This is a genomic window from Brevundimonas sp. DC300-4 (genome assembly GCF_049897365.1).
Lineage (GTDB): Bacteria > Pseudomonadota > Alphaproteobacteria > Caulobacterales > Caulobacteraceae > Brevundimonas.
In genome coordinates, this window is record NZ_JAFCWC010000001.1 from 332,405 (window position 1) to 348,439 (window position 16,035).

Annotated in this window: 16 protein-coding genes; 9 read left to right on the forward strand and 7 right to left on the reverse strand. The window is 67.1% G+C overall.

The window, feature by feature from the left end; translation table 11 throughout:
- Window positions 1–6 precede the first annotated feature (6 nt).
- From ACP7AZ_RS01635 to ACP7AZ_RS01655, 5 genes are read left to right on the forward strand one after another with little or no spacing between them, the layout of a single operon-like run.
- Window positions 7–426: a HesB/IscA family protein gene (locus ACP7AZ_RS01635; RefSeq protein WP_426035449.1), complete on the forward strand. Its 420-nt coding sequence runs from the start codon at window positions 7–9 to the stop codon at window positions 424–426.
- A 1-nt stretch (window position 427) separates the two neighbouring features.
- A complete protein-coding gene (locus ACP7AZ_RS01640) occupies window positions 428–1,423 on the forward strand; it encodes a methionine ABC transporter ATP-binding protein (RefSeq protein WP_426035451.1) in 996 nt (331 codons plus the stop codon).
- The gene (locus ACP7AZ_RS01645; protein ID WP_426035453.1) at window positions 1,423–2,085 is read left to right on the forward strand and encodes a methionine ABC transporter permease; all 663 of its coding nucleotides are present in this window, start codon (window positions 1,423–1,425) and stop codon (window positions 2,083–2,085) included. Before ACP7AZ_RS01640 ends, ACP7AZ_RS01645 begins: the two co-directional genes overlap by 1 nt.
- Before the next feature lie 20 nt (window positions 2,086–2,105).
- Window positions 2,106–2,909, forward strand: coding sequence for a MetQ/NlpA family ABC transporter substrate-binding protein (locus ACP7AZ_RS01650; protein WP_426035455.1), 804 nt, complete (start codon window positions 2,106–2,108; stop codon window positions 2,907–2,909).
- Between the two features lie 3 nt (window positions 2,910–2,912).
- A complete protein-coding gene (locus tag ACP7AZ_RS01655) occupies window positions 2,913–3,281 on the forward strand; it encodes a TfoX/Sxy family protein (protein WP_426035457.1) in 369 nt (122 codons plus the stop codon).
- On the opposite strand, the gene ACP7AZ_RS01660 is transcribed toward ACP7AZ_RS01655, so the two are convergent.
- The 3 genes from ACP7AZ_RS01660 to ACP7AZ_RS01670 form a co-directional block, all read right to left on the reverse strand.
- A complete protein-coding gene (locus ACP7AZ_RS01660; RefSeq protein ID WP_426035459.1) occupies window positions 3,271–4,056 on the reverse strand; it encodes a lysophospholipid acyltransferase family protein in 786 nt (261 codons plus the stop codon). The two genes, ACP7AZ_RS01655 and ACP7AZ_RS01660, sit on opposite strands and share 11 nt — an antisense overlap.
- A 66-nt stretch (window positions 4,057–4,122) precedes the next feature.
- Window positions 4,123–5,178 carry a GGDEF domain-containing protein gene (locus ACP7AZ_RS01665; RefSeq protein ID WP_426035461.1) on the reverse strand — a complete coding sequence of 352 codons (1,056 nt, stop codon included), beginning with the start codon at window positions 5,176–5,178 and terminating at the stop codon, window positions 4,123–4,125.
- A 113-nt stretch (window positions 5,179–5,291) separates the two neighbouring features.
- Complete coding sequence (locus ACP7AZ_RS01670) at window positions 5,292–6,887, reverse strand: DEAD/DEAH box helicase (protein ID WP_426035463.1); 1,596 nt, start codon at window positions 6,885–6,887, stop codon at window positions 5,292–5,294.
- 298 nt (window positions 6,888–7,185) lie between these two features.
- On the opposite strand from ACP7AZ_RS01670, the gene ACP7AZ_RS01675 reads away from it, so the two are divergent.
- On the forward strand, window positions 7,186–7,545 hold the full coding sequence (locus ACP7AZ_RS01675; RefSeq protein WP_426035465.1) for a hypothetical protein: 360 nt from the start codon (window positions 7,186–7,188) through the stop codon (window positions 7,543–7,545).
- Between the two features lie 125 nt (window positions 7,546–7,670).
- Complete coding sequence (locus ACP7AZ_RS01680; protein WP_426035467.1) at window positions 7,671–9,035, forward strand: MATE family efflux transporter; 1,365 nt, start codon at window positions 7,671–7,673, stop codon at window positions 9,033–9,035.
- Here the strand turns inward: ACP7AZ_RS01680 and parE are convergent.
- From parE to ACP7AZ_RS01700, 4 genes are all read right to left on the reverse strand, one after another.
- Entirely contained in the window at window positions 9,032–11,110 is a 2,079-nt protein-coding gene (gene parE, locus ACP7AZ_RS01685; protein WP_426035469.1) for a DNA topoisomerase IV subunit B, read from the reverse strand. The genes ACP7AZ_RS01680 and parE overlap by 4 nt on opposite strands.
- The gene (locus ACP7AZ_RS01690) at window positions 11,076–12,422 is read right to left on the reverse strand and encodes an O-antigen ligase family protein (protein WP_426035471.1); all 1,347 of its coding nucleotides are present in this window, start codon (window positions 12,420–12,422) and stop codon (window positions 11,076–11,078) included. Before ACP7AZ_RS01690 ends, parE begins: the two co-directional genes overlap by 35 nt.
- Window positions 12,423–12,463: 41 nt before the next feature.
- Window positions 12,464–12,868, reverse strand: coding sequence for a hypothetical protein (locus tag ACP7AZ_RS01695; RefSeq protein ID WP_426035473.1), 405 nt, complete (start codon window positions 12,866–12,868; stop codon window positions 12,464–12,466).
- A gap of 136 nt (window positions 12,869–13,004) precedes the next feature.
- Window positions 13,005–15,380: an ATP-dependent helicase gene (locus tag ACP7AZ_RS01700; protein ID WP_426036058.1), complete on the reverse strand. Its 2,376-nt coding sequence runs from the start codon at window positions 15,378–15,380 to the stop codon at window positions 13,005–13,007.
- Between the two features lie 123 nt (window positions 15,381–15,503).
- Here ACP7AZ_RS01700 and ACP7AZ_RS01705 point away from each other — a divergent pair, with 123 nt between their 5' ends.
- A complete protein-coding gene (locus tag ACP7AZ_RS01705; RefSeq protein ID WP_425987218.1) occupies window positions 15,504–15,695 on the forward strand; it encodes a hypothetical protein in 192 nt (63 codons plus the stop codon).
- Complete coding sequence (locus tag ACP7AZ_RS01710; protein ID WP_426035475.1) at window positions 15,696–16,022, forward strand: hypothetical protein; 327 nt, start codon at window positions 15,696–15,698, stop codon at window positions 16,020–16,022. It begins immediately after the preceding gene.
- Window positions 16,023–16,035: the final 13 nt, after the last annotated feature.

A 16,035-nucleotide genomic window follows, 5' to 3' on the forward strand; every position in this document is an offset into this window, starting at 1 on the left:
GACGCGATGACCGACTTCGAGACATCGTCATCCTCCGGCCTGACCGGGGGACGCCCGCGTCGCCCGCGCCCCAAGGTCGTGACGTTGACCGACGCCGCCGCAGAGCGGGTGCGCGAGATCATGGCCAATGCAGAGAAGAGCTACATCGGCCTTCGCGTCGGGGTTAAGAACGGCGGCTGCGCCGGACAGGAATACACCTTCGCCTATGCGGAGGAGATCGGCCCGATGGACGAGGTCGTCGAGGACAGGGGCGTCACCATTCTGGTTGAGCCCAAGGCCATCCTGTTCCTGATCGGGTCCGAGATCGACTACGAGGCGACCAGGCTGGCGTCCAAATTCGTGTTCCGCAATCCGAACCAGACCGACGCCTGCGGCTGCGGTGAAAGCGTCACCATCATCCCGGCCGCGGCGCTCGAGACCGACTGACATGATCCGGCTTGAAGGCGTGACCAAGCGCTATCGCAGCGCGGCGGGCGTGCGCGTGGCGCTGGACGCCGTCGACCTGTCTGTCGCCAGGGGTCAGGTGTTCGGGGTGGTCGGACGCTCCGGGGCCGGCAAGTCGACCCTGATCCGCACCATCAACCGGCTGGAGACCCCGGACGCGGGCAAGGTCTTCGTCGGCGATCAGGAGATCACGGCGATGAAGCCGGCCGAGCTGCTCGCCGCGCGCCGGCGGATCGGCATGATTTTCCAGCATTTCAACCTGCTGAACGCCAGGACCATCGCCGAGAACGTCGCCTTCCCCCTTCAGCTCGAAGGCCGTCCGGCCGCCGAGATCGAGCGGCGGACCGCGGAGTTGCTGGACCAGCTCGGCCTGGCGGAGCACGCGAAGAAGTATCCCGCCCAGCTGTCCGGCGGCCAGAAGCAGCGCGTCGGCATCGCCCGGGCCCTAGCCTGCGGACCCGACGTCCTGCTGTGCGACGAGGCGACCAGCGCGCTCGACCCGGAGACGACCGACGAGATCCTCGGCCTGCTCGACGGGCTCAACCGCGACCTCGGCCTGACCGTCGTCCTGATCACCCACCAGATGGAGGTCGTGCGTCGCGTCTGCGACCGGGTCGCCGTGCTCAAGGACGGACGGCTGGTGGAGGAGGGGGGGACGGCCGATGTCTTCCTGCACCCGAAGTCACCGGTGACCCGCGCCATGCTGGCCGAAGGCGAAGGCGGCGAGACCCATGACGCCTCGGTCGTTCCCGCCGGCGGGCGGCTGGCCAGACTGACCTTCCGGGGCGGTTCGACCTACGCGCCCGAACTCAGCCGTGTGGCGCGCACGACGGGCGTCGACTATTCGATCCTCTCCGGCCGCATCAGCCGCATCCGGGGCGAGCCCTATGGCCAGATGGTCGTGGCGTTCACGGGGGGTGACGCGGACGCCGCTGTGGCCCAGCTCACCGGACGCGGCGTCGTGGTGGAGGCGTTGTGATGGAGTTCTTCGTTAACATCGACTGGCCCGAAATCCTGCGGGCGACGCGCGACACGCTTCTGATGCTGGGCGGGGCCATGGTCCTGACCGTGGTGTTCGGGGTCCCTTTGGGCGTGCTGCTCTACCTGTCCGGCAAGGGACGGCTGGCGGCCAATCCCGTGCTGAACGGTCTGCTGTCTCTGGTGGTCAACATCCTGAGGTCGGTGCCCTTCATCATCCTGCTGATCGTCATGCTGCCGGTGACGGTGCTTCTGGTTGGGACGTCGCTGGGCGTCGCGGGCGCCATTCCTCCCCTGGTCGTCGGAGCCGCCCCCTTCTATGCGCGGCTGGTCGAGACGGCCCTGCGCGAGGTCGACAAGGGCGTGGTCGAGGCGACCCAGGCCATGGGCGGGTCGACGTTCCAGATTGTCACCCGCGCCCTGCTGCCCGAGGCCATGCCCGGTATTATCGCAGGCGCCACGGTCACGGCGATCGCGCTCGTCAGCTACACGGCGATGGCGGGCGTGGTCGGCGCGGGCGGCCTCGGCGACCTGGCGATCCGGTTCGGCTATCAGCGCTTCCAGACCGATGTCATGGTGGTGACCGTAGTTCTGCTGCTGGTGCTCGTACAAATTCTGCAGATGATCGGCGACCGGTTGGTCGCTAGGGTCTCGCACCGCTGATTTCAGACTGAGAGACTTCCATGCTTCGACGCTCCCTGATCCTCGCCGCCGCCGCGCTGGCCCTGGCCGCCTGCGGACAGGGGGTGGAAAAGGCCGCCGACGGATCGGCGCCGCTGATCGTGGGTGCCACGGCCGTACCGCACGCCGAGATTCTCGAGTTCATCAAGCCGACCCTGGCGGTTGAAGGGTTCCCGATAGAAATCAAGGTCTTCAATGACTATGTTCAGCCGAACACCCAGCTGTCCGAGCGTCGCATCGACGCCAACTACTTCCAGACCAAGCCCTATCTCGACGAGTTCAACGCCGCCCGGGGTGCGAATCTGATCACCGTGGCGGGCGTGCATGTCGAGCCGCTTGGAGCCTACTCACGCCGCTTCAAGACGCTGGCCGAACTGCCGAACGGGGCCGATGTGGCGGTCCCGAACGATGCGTCCTCGATCGGGCGCGCCCTGATCCTTCTGCAGACGGCGGGGCTGATCCGCCTGAAAGACCCGACCAACCCGCTTCAGAGCGTGCGGGACATCGCCGAAAATCCGGGGAACCTGCGGTTTCGCGAGCTTGAATCAGCGACCCTTCCGCGCGTGCTGGACCAGGTCGACCTGGCGGTGATCAATACCAACTATGCGCTGGACGCCGGTCTGAAGCCGAAGACCGACGCCCTGGCGCTGGAAGGCGGCGACAGCCCCTATGTGAACTATCTGGTCGCCCGGCCGGACAATCAGAATGACCCGCGCATCCAGGCCCTGGCGCGGGCGCTGCGCAGCCAGGCGGTCAAGGACTTCATCGCCCGGAAATACGACGGTGCAGTCGTCCCGGCGGCCTGACGCATGGCCTACGACCCCGAGTTCGGCGAATGGGTGCGCGAGCATTTCGCAGGGCTTGGGCCGCTGGAGATCAAGCGGATGTTCGGCGCCGGGGCCGTCTATGCCCACGACCTGATCTTCGCCCTGCTGGACGACGGGACGGTCTGGCTCAAGGCCGACGAGATCAACGAACCGCTGTTGCAGGCGGCCGGGTCGCGCCAGTTCACCTATCCGACCAAGGACGGCGAGACGATGAGCATGGCCTACTGGTCCTTGCCCGAGACGGCGCTCGACGACCCGGACGAGGCCGTCGACTGGGCGCGCCGGTCGATCGACTCGGCGCTGCGCAAGGCGGCGGCGAAGAAGCCTCGAAAAGCCAAGCCTAGGCCGTAGCGGCCGCCTTGGCAGCGCGGGCGGCTTCGTCAGGGGCAAGCACGCGAACGTTCTGGATGACCGGCCCTCCACGCGCCTCTGCGATCAGTTCGGCGGTGCGGTTCTCGACCACAGCTTCCAGTCGCGCGAGGAATTCGTCCTTGCCCAAACCCGTCGGAATGGGGTCGAGGAACTCAAGGGTCGCCGTGCCCGGGTGTTTCTCATAGGCCTCCTGCGGCCAGAACAGGCCGAGGTTGGAGGCCAGGGGCACAACCGGCATGTCGAAGTCGCGGTACAGGTGCCAGACGCCGGAGCGATAGCGGAACTTCTCGCCGACCTTCGCCAGATTGCCCTCTGGATAGATCAGGATCTTGCGGCCCTCGGCATGGGCCGTCGCGCCGCTCTGCTTGAGCGAATCCCGGGCTTCGCGGCCGCCGCAGTTGTTGACGACGATGGCGCCGAGCTTGCGCAGGACAGTTCCCAGCAGCGGGAACTTCTCGAGGTGGTCGCCCGTGACAAAGGCCAGGTCATCGAACTGGTCATAGGTGGCGAAGCCGTCGCCCCAGCTCTGATGTTTCGAGGCGATGATGAAGGCGCCGGCGGGCAGACGTTCTCGGCCGCGCACCTCGATCCGGATTCCGGCAAGGATCCACATGGCCTGCACCATGCGCTTCACATAGCGGCGGATCACCCAGGTGGCGGCGTTCCGGCCGGGGGCGAGCGCGGCGAAGGCGGCGGTCAGGCCGTAGCCGATCGACAGGAACCAGTAGGCGATGTTGAACGCAAAGTTTCGCATGCGATCAGCCTGCCAGAGTGTGTTGATCAGGTTCACCCGATTGGCGTCTGACCTTGATCGGTTTGATCAGGCCGCCTGTTCCAGCCGCTCGCCGTTGGTGACCTTGTTCCGGCCGGTGCGTTTTGAGGCGTAGAGGGCCTCGTCGGCGCGGTCGAGCAGGGAGGAGCCGGTCTCGCCGGGGCGACGCTGGGCGACGCCGGCCGAGATGGTCACGGCGCCGAGCTCGTCGTTGGTCGAGCGACGGCGCAGCGCCCGGGTGCCGACCTCCTCGCGCATCGTGTTGAGCACGGCCTCGACGATGGAGGCGCTCTCCGACGGGAAGATGATGGCGAATTCTTCGCCGCCGTAGCGGGCGGCGACGCGGGGCGCCTTGGAGACGCGGCCAATGACGCTGGCGACGTAGCGAAGGACCTGGTCGCCGGTCTGGTGGCCCCAGGTGTCGTTGAACCGCTTGAAGTGGTCGATGTCGATGACGGCGAGGCTGAGCGTCTGACGCTTGTTTTCGGCCTCGTCGCAGGCCCGCAGCAGTTCCTCGTCGAAGGCCTTGCGGTTGGCCAGGTTCGTGAGCGCGTCCGTCATGGCGTCGCGGCGGACCTGTTCCAGATGTTCGCGCAGACGGGCGACTTCCTTGGTGGAGCTTTCCAGACGCTTTTCGAGGGTGGCGTTCTCGGCCTGGACCTGGGTCGTCGCCGAAGTCAGTTTGGACACGACGCCGAGCAGGGCGGTCGGCTCGGACGCGCCTTCCAGATGGGCGGAGGCGCCGGCCAGGGTTTCGCCATAGGCAGCCTGCGACCTCTGGGCCTTGGCGATGGCCTCCGAGACGGTCGACAGTTCGCGGTTCAGCACGGCGCCTGCGTCGCGGATTTCCTCGGAGAGGCGGCCGCGGGGCAGGTATTCGGCGGCCAGCATCTCGGCCGTACCTTCGGTGAAGGCGTCGCCTGCCGCCAGCAGCCGCGTCATCTCCTGGCCGAGCGCGCCGCCGGGATCGCCGAGGTAGTGAAGCCAGAGCTCGAAATTGAGCGGGGTCGGCCACACGCCGGCACGCTCCATCTCCTCGACCGCCTTGCGGGCGAGGCAGAAGGCTTCTGGCCCCCGGAGCGTAGTCTGCACCTGTGTGGACATTCTGTTTTCCCGACCGCCGTTCTTTTTTGACGCTCTACGGTCAGAACTCTAGGCTGGCGTTCCGTAACACCGGGTTAAGCGAGGCCGTCAAATCGGCGAACCCCGCTCAGAAATCAACCTTTACGAGAAGTCGAGCGACGCAGAAACGCAGGGATGTCTCCCCCGAAACCGGCGCCTTCGCGGGCCGGCGGCGCATCGCCTTCGGTCCGGCCGCCGGGACGGCGATCGGCCTGACGCAGGCGGGGTTCGGCGGCAGCGACGGGCCTGGCGGCTTCTTCCGTCACGACGGGCACCGCGACCACTTCGGCGGGCGCGATCTCGGCCTGAGCGGCTTCGACGGGCTTGCTGGAGCGGCGGCTGCGGGTACGGCGGGCGGGCGGCGCGGTTTCACCTTCGGGCGAAGCTGCTGCGGGCGCGGAGGCGGGAGCCGCTTCAGCGACCTCAACCTCGGGCACGGGCTCGGGCGCTGGACGTTCGCCACGGCTGCGGCCCCGGGCGGGACGGCCTTCCGCGCGCTCGGCGGGGCGAGCCGGCGCCGGGCGACCTTCCGACCGGCGAGCGCCGCCCAGGTTGGACCAATCGATATCCAGCACCAGTTCTTCAGGCTGCATCTTGATCAGCTTCATGACCTTGTCGAGCGACTTGTCGTCGGCCGGGGTCACGATCATGAAGGCCTGACCCGTCTTGCCCGCGCGGCCGGTGCGGCCGATGCGGTGGACGTAGTCGTCGGCGTGGTGCGAGACGTCGTAGTTGAAAACGTGGCTGACGTCGGGAATGTCCAGTCCGCGCGCGGCGACGTCGGACGCGACAAGGATCTTCAGCGCTCCGGACCGGAAGTCCGCCAGGGTCCTGGTGCGCAGCGACTGATCCAGGTCGCCGTGGATCGGGGCGGCGTCGAAACCGTGCTGCTTCAGCGACTTGGCGACGACGTCGACTTCGGACTTCCGGTTGCAGAAGACGATGCCGTTCTTGACGTCCGCACGCTCCATCAGGGCCCGCAGCGCCGCGCGCTTGGCCTTGGGATCCGCCGACGGGATGCGGACCAGATACTGGGTGATGGTCTCGGCCGTCATGGCCGGGCGCGAGGCCTCGATCCGGGTCGGGTCCTTGAGGAAGGCCTGGGTCAGACGGGTGATCTCGGGCGGCATGGTGGCCGAGAAGAACAGGGTCTGGCGCTTGGGCGGCGTCAGTTTGAAGATGCGCTCGATGTCGGGGATGAAGCCCATGTCGAGCATCCGGTCGGCTTCATCGACGACCATGAGCTCGACGCCGTTCAGCATCATCTTGCCGCGTTCGAACAGGTCGAGCAGGCGCCCGGGCGTGGCGATCAGGACGTCGACGCCCTTGTTCAGGGCCGCGACCTGGTCGCCCATGGAGACGCCGCCGATCAGCAGCACCCAAGAAAGCTTGGTGCCCTTGGCGTATTTCTCGAAGCTCATCGCGACCTGGTCGGCCAGCTCGCGGGTCGGAGCCAGGACCAGGGCGCGGGGCATGCGGGCCCGCGCGCGTCCCTTGGACAGGCGCTCGATGAGGGGAAGGGTGAATGCGGCGGTCTTGCCGGTGCCGGTCTGGGCGATGCCGAGAACGTCGCGGCCGGCGAGGGCGACAGGAATGGCCTGGGCCTGGATCGGGGTGGCGATCGTATAGCCGGTGTCGATGACGGCTTGCAGGGTTGTGGGCGAGAGGCCCAGCTGGGAGAATTCGGTCATGCGTCCTTAGGACTAAGGCCCGGTCGCCAGGGGCGCCGGGTTGGGACTGTTCGACCGATGCGAGACGGATCGATCGAGGAGGGCCGCGCCATCGGTGGCGAGGCGGGGAATACGCGGAACCACCCTGTCTCTTGGGCGAGCGGGTGGCGCGGTAAGCCAGTCCTGTCCCGAACGTGGGCCGGATATAGAAGCCCCCTCGCCAGAGTCAAGTATTCGCGGGCCAAGGCGCCGCTTGGCAATTCGTGAACGAACGGTAATAATCGACCATGGGGATTAGAATGCCGCGTGAGGGTAGGGCATGAGGAAATGGATCGGCGCCTTGGCGCTGGCGGCGGCCGTGATGGCCCCGATCACGGCCTCGGCCGAGATTGACGAGACCTTCGGCAACACCGTCCTGTCGCGCTATCCGGACGGCGGCTGGGTCAAGCACTGGTTCAATCAGGACGGTTCCTATTCCGCTGAATTCTCCGACGGTCGCCGGCTGGCGGCCCGCTGGCGCGTTGAGGGCGAGCGCATCTGTCTGAATGGCATCCGGCCCTCGTTCATGATGATCTCGCGCTTCTGTTCTCCGTTGATCGAGGCCAGCCTTGGCCAGAGTTGGGTGTCGCGCGATCCGCTGGGCCGGCGGGTGACCAACGTCCTGCAGCCGGGGCGATAGGAAACCCGAGGGTCCTCCCTCGGAGAGACGAATAATAAAACCCGGGCAATATTGACGTTACTATTTCGTCCGGGTAAATCCTCTCCCGCGCATCCGAGTTTGCCGGATCTTGGAGGAGAATGGCGATGCAACAGGATCTGACCCAGGGGTCCATCTCCGGGAAACTGGTGGGGATGGCCGGGTTCATCGGCATCGGTCTGGTGTTCCAGACCCTGTATTTCATCATCGACCTGTATTTCGTCGCCGGACTGGGCGCGGCGGCGATCGCCGGCGTCGGTCTAGCGGGGAACGCCTTCTTCCTCAGTCTCGCGCTCGCGCAGATGGTGGGCGTCGGCGCCCTGTCGCTGATCGCGCGGTCGATCGGGGCCAGGGATTTCGCCGCCTCGGAGGGGGTCTATCGCCAGGCGATGATCCTGTCGCTCGGGCTCGGCGCCCTGACCCTGATCGCCGGCTATCTGCTGGCCGAGCCGGCGCTGGCGACGATTGCGGCGGACGCGGAGACGACGGCCATGGGCAAGGCCTATCTGTTCGGCTTCCTGCCGGCCCTGGCACTGAGCTTCCCGACCAACGCCATGGGATCGGCGCTGCGGGCAGCGGGCGTGGCGCGGCCGACCATGTTGCTGCAGACGGCCTCGGTGCTGCTGAACGCGGCGCTGGCGCCTGTGCTGATCGCGGGCTGGGGCACGGGGATTCCGCTCGGCGTGTTCGGCGCCGGTCTGGCCAGTTCGATCGCGGCCCTGTTCGGCTTTCTGGGCATGCTGTTCGTGTTCGGCCGGTCCCAGACCCTGATTGCACATCCGCTGAAACTGCCGAGGCCGGACTGGAGCGTGTGTCGCCGGATCGTCGGCATCGGCCTGCCGACCGCCGGCGAGTTCCTGCTGATGTTCGTCATCACCGCCGTCGTCTATGGCGTCATCCGTCAGTTCGGCAGCGAGGCCCAGGCCGGTTATGGCGTCGGCGCGCGGGTGATGCAGTCGATCTTCCTGCCGGCCATGGCGGTGTCGTTCGCCGTGGCGCCGGTCGCGGGCCAGAACTTCGGCGCAGGCCGCGCAGATCGCGTCCGGCGCACGGTGCGGGATGCGGCGGTGATCTCATCGGGGTTGATGCTGGTGCTGACGCTGATCTGTCAGGTCTGGCCGCACGCCATGATCGCGGTCTTCGCCCATGATCCGGCGGTCATCGATGTCGGGGCCATGTTCCTGAGGATCGCCTCGATCAACTTCCTGGCGACGGGGCTGATCTTCGTGGCGTCCGGGACTTTCCAGGCGCTGGGCGACACGCGGCCGGCGCTGTGGGGGAGCTTCAGCCGGCGGGCGACCTTCGCGATCCCGGCGATCTGGCTGTCGGGGCAGCCTTGGGCCAAGCTTGAATACATCTGGTGGCTATCGGCGACCTCGGTGGCGATCCACTGCCTGGTAGCGCTATGGTTCCTGCGCGGCCAGCTGAAGCTCAAGCTGGCGGGCCTGACGCCGCGCGGTGCCGTCGCCTAGACGTCGAGATCGGCTTTCGCGAATTGCGCATTGTCCTGGATGAAGCGGAACCGGGCGTCGGCTTTCTTGCCCATCAGCCGCTCGACCAGGTCCTCGATGTCGTCCTCGGATTCCGGGACGGTGACGCGGGCGAGGGTGCGCTTCTTCGGATCCATGGTGGTCTCCTTGAGCTGGGAGGCCATCATCTCGCCGAGACCCTTGAACCGGCCGATCTCTGTCTTCTTGCCCTTGAACACGGTGGCGATCAGCTCGTCGCGGTGGGCGTCGTCGCGGGCGTATTCCGACAGCGGCCCGGCGCTGATCCGGTAGAGCGGGGGCAGGGCCATGAAGAGGCGGCCCTGGCGGATAACCTCGGGCATCGAGCGATAGAAGAAGGTGATCAGAAGCGCCGCGATATGGGCGCCGTCGACGTCGGCGTCGGTCATGATCACCACCCGCTCGTAGCGCAGGGTGTCGATGTCGAAACGCGGGCCGGGGGTGACGCCGAGTGCGAGCGTGAGGTCCGACAGCTCGATGTTCTGGCGCAGCTTGTCGGCGGTGGCCGAGGCGACGTTCAGGATCTTGCCGCGCAGGGGCAGGATCGCCTGGGTCTGGCGGTCGCGCGCCTGTTTGGCCGAGCCGCCGGCCGAATCGCCCTCGACGATGAACAGTTCGGTGCCATTGGCGGACTGGCGGCTGCAGTCCGACAGCTTGCCGGGCAGCCGCAGCTTGCGGGTGGCCTGGGCGCGCTGGACCTCCTTGTCCTTGCGACGGCGCAGCCGGTCCTCGGCCCGCTCGATGATGAAGCCGAGCAGGATGTTGGCCTGTTTCGGATTCTCGGTCAGCCAGTGGTCCAGGGGGTCGCGCAGCAGGGCCTCGACCAGGCGTTGGCCCTCGGCGGAGGACAGGCGGTCCTTGGTCTGGCCCTGGAACTCGGGGTTCCTGATGAAGACGCTGATCAGGGCGCCGGCATTGGCGGTGACGTCCTCGGCCGTGATCTGGGTGGCCCGCTTTTCGTTGGTCAGTTCGCCATAGGATTTCAGGCCCCGGACCAGGGCGGCGCGCAGGCCGGCCTCGTGGGTGCCGCCGTCGGGGGTCGAGACGGTGTTGCAGTAGGACTGGACGAAGCCGTCGGCCTCGCCAAAGCCGATCGGCGACCAGGTCACGGCCCATTCGACGGCACCTGTCTCGCCCTTGCGTTCGACGCGGCCCGAGAAGGCCGGGGTGACCGTGTCCAGCTCGCCGATCCGCTCGGCCAGGGCGTCGGCCAGACCGTTGGGGAAATGGAAGGTGGCGGTCTCTGGCGTCGCGTCGATGATCCGTTCGGGCGCGCAGGTCCATTTGATCTCCACGCCGCGGAACAGATAGGCCTTGGACCGGGCCATGCGGAACAGGCGGGCGGGCTTGAAGGCCGCGCCGACGCCGAAGATTTCCGGGTCCGGATGGAAGCGGATCAGGGTGCCCTTCTTCTTCGACGGCTGCAGCTGCTGGATGGGTCCGAGCGGGATGCCGCGCGAGAAGGACTGTTTCCACTCGAAGCCGTCGCGCCAGACGGTGACGTCGAGAATATCGGACAGGGCGTTGACGACCGAGACGCCGACGCCATGCAAACCGCCTGAAGTTTCATAGGCCTTGCCGGAGAACTTGCCGCCCGAGTGGAGGACGGTCATGACCACTTCGAGGGCCGACTTGCCCGGATGTTTCGGGTGGGGATCGACCGGGATGCCCCGTCCGTCGTCGAACACCGACAGGATGCCGTCCGCGTCGAGATCGACCTTGATGATCTTGGCGTGCTTGGCGACCGCCTCGTCCATCGCGTTGTCGAGGACTTCCGCGAACAGGTGGTGCAGGGCCCGCTCGTCGGTGCCGCCGATATACATGCCGGGGCGTTTGCGGACCGGCTCCAGCCCTTCCAGCACCTCGATCGACGAGGCGGAGTAGCTGCCGGGGACGTGAGGCTGGACGGCTTGCGCAGGCGCTGCGGCCTGCAGCTTCAGGGCCGGTTCCGGGGCGGGCGCGGGTGCGCGTTCCGCAGCCGCCGGCTTCGGCGCTTCGGGCATGTCATCGAACAGGGACGGGACGGTGGACGCGGGCATGAGCAGAGTGTGCGGCGATTCGGGGAGCCGTCTGGTAGGCCCGTGACCTCGCCGTAGCAAGCGGCGCGCGGACGCGATCGGGCTCGAACGCCAGGGCGCGCGCCAGGATGGCCAGCAGCAGGGTCCAGGGCAGGTTGGCGTGGCTGAGCAACACGCTCTCCGACAGGCTCAGCAGCAGGAAGACCAGCAGATAGCCGACGGCCCAATAGCCTTCGCGGGCGCCCGAGCCCGGGATACGGAAGACGGTGACGACCGTAGCGATGGCGACGGTGATGCCGACCGTGATCGCGCCCGGCCAGCCGAGCTGGATCAGCAGATCGATCCAGCCGTTGTGCGCCGACGGCACGGGCCACTGGGTCTCGGCGCGGATGAAGGCGGCGGGCACCGAATCCTTGCCCCAGAAAGCCTGGTAGCCGAAGCCGGTCCACGGCCGTTCGGAGACCTCCCGCATCAGGGCGGCCCAGATGTCGGTCCGACCGGTCAGGGAGGGGTCCTTGCCCAGCGCCTGAAGCACCATGGCCGGGTCGGTGATGAAGACATAGGCCCCGCTCGCCGTCAGGACGACGCCGAACCAGACGGCGACGATGGAGAAGGCTGCGCCGCCGCGCTTCATGGCCCAAAGGCCTCCAACCGCGCCGACGCCGAGCATCAGGCAGAGGAGGGAGGTCTTGGACTGGGTCGCCAGCACCAGAAGCGTGGTGATGGCCAGGGTGATGGCGGGCAGCAGTCGTCGCTGATCCGCAGAGGCGAGACAGGCGGCGGCGGCCACGGCCCCGGCCGACATGACCAGCCCCATCTGGTTCTTCTCGTACCAGAGGCCGCGCCACAGGCCGGCGTTCTCGATCTGGTGCACGCCGATGGTCGGGTTGGCGAAGACCATGACGAGACTGCCCAGCCCCATGATCAGCGAGGCCAGCATCAGCATGCGCGGCAGGTGGCGGCCGGTGAAGGCGACGCCGAGATAGATGGCGAAGGCGCTGGAGATGGCCATGCCGATGACTCGCCTCTGGGTCACACCCGGATCGATGGACCACCATTTCGAGGCGAAGGCCTGAAGCACAAGCACCGCCAGGATCAGCCACGCCGGCCAGGCGCGCACGAGGACCGCCGGACGCAGGGCGATCAGGCCCGCGATGACGGCATAGACCGGCAGCCAGACGAGACGCAGGATCGGCGTCTCCACCTGTGTCGGGGCGAACACCGGGCCGATGAAGGCCTGGGTCAGCATCATGATCACGACGATAGCCGCCGCCTGTTCCCACAGGGGCGGGGCGGGGTCGGTCAGGTCAGGGGATTCGCCAGGCAGTCGCACGACCCGCAGGGTCGGCCATCGCCGCTAACGAACCGTTAGCCTCACCAGCGCGCCAGAAGGGCGTCGAGGCGGGCAACGGCAGCCGGGTCGCCCGCCCGCGTCGCGCGCAATTCCCGCCCCTCCGCCAGCAGTTCGTCGCCGCAGCGGAGTTCGTCCATGCGGGCGTTGATGGCGCGATCCTGTTCGGACTTGTCGCCGCCGAACTCGCTGCCGAGGAAGTCGCAGCGCACCCCGCGCCACATCACGGCCTCGACGGGGTCCGAGGGCTCGACGTTGACCGCCAGATAGCGCTCCTGTTCCGCCGCCCAGGCCGCATCGATGGCAGGCTGGGCCGCGGGGGCCGGCGCGGCGGCCGCCGCAGGTTCGGCAGGGGGAGCCGGTTCGGCGGCGGGTTTGCAGGCCGCGAGGACGAGGCCGGCGAGGCCGATGGTGATGATCCGGGACATGGCTAGCCCTCCCCAGGCTATTGAATAGTCACTGTGATTGGAAAGCGGAGCCGGGGAAAGGGCGTGCTGGACGAAACCGCTCCGGCGCGACCCTCGCCGTCTTGGCCGCACTGGCGACTCTGACTGAAAAGACTGCCTAGTCGCCCGCCCTCTCCACGAAGGTGTCGATGACCTTCTTCTCGCCGGCCTTTTCGAACTCGACGGTCAGCTTGTTGCCCTCGACAATCCGCACCGAGCCGTAGCCGAATTTCTGGTGGAAGACGCGCCGGCCCTTGGTGAAGCCCGAGCCCGACTTCGGGTCGGCGGTCGCCACCAGCCGGCCTTCGCCTTCGATGACCGTATTGCGGGCGGGGCGTGCGCCGGGGGCTCTGGACGCGGTGACCACTTGGGCCCGCTGCCAGCCCGGAGAGGTGTAGCCGGCGCCGAAGGTGGGGGCGTCATCCCAGCGGGATTTGGCCTCTTTCATCCCGGTCGAGGCGCCGTAGTAGCCGGTGTCGCTTTCGGCCTCGACGTGGGCGATAGGCAGTTCGTCGACGAAGCGGCTGGGCAGTTGCGAGGTCCAGCGGCCGTAGACCAGCCGGTTCGCGGCGAACGAAATTCGCGCATCCTGTTTGGCGCGGGTGACGCCGACGTAGGCGAGGCGACGCTCTTCCTCGAGGCCCTTCTCGCCTTTTTCGTCGATGCTGCGCTGGGACGGGAAGACGCCTTCCTCCCAGCCCGGCAGGAAGACCAGCGGGAACTCCAGCCCCTTGGCGCCGTGCAGGGTCATGATCTGCACCGCGTCCGACGACGGGCCGCGATCGAGGTCCATTACGAGGGAGACGTGTTCGAGATAGGCGCCGAGCGTCTCGAACGACTGCATCGCCTGGGTCAGTTCCTTGAGGTTGTCGAGGCGGGTCGGGCCGGTCACTCGGTCGGCCTTTTGCATGTCGGTGTAGCCGCTCTCTTCCAGCACGGTTTCGGTCAGCAGCCAGTGGCGGGTGTCGGCGGCCAGGGTACGCCAGCGGTCGAGGTCGCGCACGAAGGTCGACAGGGCCGTGCGCGTGCGGGCCTGAAGCTCGTCGGAGCCGATCAGCTCACGCACGGCGGTCATGGCCGAGACGCCGCGATGACGGGCGATCTGGAGGATCTTCTGGACCGAGGTTTCGCCAATGCCGCGCTTGGGCACATTGACGATCCGTTCGAACGCCAGGTCGTCGTCCTCGGACTGGATCAGGCGCAGATAGGCGTGGGCGTCGCGGATCTCGGCGCGCTCGAAGAAGCGCGGCCCGCCGATCACCGTATAGGGGATGGCCAGGAGGACGAACCGTTCCTCGAAGGCACGCATCTGAAACGACGCCCGAACAAGGACGGCCATGTCTTTGTATTTCAGGCCATCGCGCTTGGCGGTCTCGATCTCGTCGGCGATCAGCCGGCTCTCGGCCTCGCCGTCCCAGACGCCGCGCACCCGGACCTTGTCGCCCGTCTGGTCCTCCGTCCACAGGGTCTTGCCCAGCCGGTCGCGGTTGGCCGCGATCAGGCCGGACGCGGCCCCGAGGATATGGCTCGTCGAGCGATAGTTGCGCTCCAGCTTGACGATCTTGGCGCCGGGGAAGTCCTTTTCGAACCTGAGGATGTTGTCGACTTCTGCGCCACGCCATCCGTAGATCGACTGGTCGTCGTCGCCGACGCAGCAGACATTGCCGGTCGAGGCCGTCAGCAGCCGCAGCCACAGATACTGGGCGACGTTGGTGTCCTGATACTCGTCGACCAGGATGTAGCGGAAACGATTTCGATAGTCTTCTGCGATATCCGCGTGTTGAGACAGAATAGTAAGGTTGTGAAGCAACAGATCGCCGAAGTCGCAGGCGTTCAATGTGGCCAGTCGCGACTGGTAGGCGGCGTAGAGGGCCTGGCCCTTGCCGTTGGCGAAATCCTCGCCGGCGGGCAGCTGATCGGGCCTCCAGCCCCGGTTCTTCCAGTGGTCGATCAGGCCGGCCAGGGACTTGGGCGTCCAGCGCTTGGTGTCGATGTTGGCGCCCTCGAGCAGCTGTTTCAGCAGCCGCTCCTGATCGTCGGTGTCCAGGATGGTGAAGGTCGACTTCAGTCCTACCAGTTCGGCATGGCGGCGCAGGATCTGGGCCGCAACCGAGTGGAAGGTGCCGAGCCAGCGCAGGCCCTCGGCCGACGGACCGATCAGATGGGTGATTCGCTCGCGCATCTCGCGCGCGGCCTTGTTGGTGAAGGTGACGACCAGCAGCTCCCACGGACGGGCGCGGCCGGTGGCGAGGATATGGGCCAGACGGGTGGTCAGGACCCGGGTCTTGCCCGTGCCGGCGCCGGCGAGGACCAGGACAGGCCCCTCGGTCGTCTCGACGGCCTCGCGCTGTTCGGGGTTCAGGCCGCTGAGATAGTCCGGCGTCTCATGCGCCACGCCTTCGGGACCGCGCGAGCGGGCCAGGTCGGAGATGCGCGACCCGGACACTGGAGGATTGGGCAGGAAATCGGTCAAACAGAGGCACTCGGGAGCGATGCGGGATTCGAGAACCTAATGAGCACATGAGGCAAAGTCAGGCCCTCACGGTTCATCTCCCGGAACCGGCAAGCGTGGCCGGAGTTTGGTCGGGTCAGGGGAAGCTTCTGAGAGGGAAATACAATGGCTGAGAATACAAACAGCGGCGGCGGCAACACAGGCCTCGCCTTTATCGTTGGCGCGGTCGTGGTCGTGCTGGCGATCGTGGCGTACTTCGTCTTTGCACGCGGCGGCATGGGTGGAGACACCAAGGACGTCAACGTCGACGTGAATTTGCCGTCGGTCGAGGCGCCGGCCGTCCCGGGGACCAACTAGATGACGGACCCGAATATGCCGCCCGAACGCGTCGTGGTCGTCGATCCGCCGCGCCAGACCACCGTCAATGTCCAGCCCGAGCGTCGTGGCGGGGGCGGTGGCGCCATGGCCTTCATCGTGGGCGGCCTTCTGGTCGTCGTCGCGGTCATCGCCTTCTTCGTCTGGAACGGTGGCGGCATAGCCACGCCGGACGCGGCGGACACCAACGTCGATGTCGATGTAAACCTGCCAACTCTGCCGGAAGCGCCGAAGCTTCCGGATGCCCCGACGCTTCCACCGATCGAGCCGCCGACCCTGCCGTCGCCGGGTCCGGCCCCGTCGAACTGATCGACTGAATGTC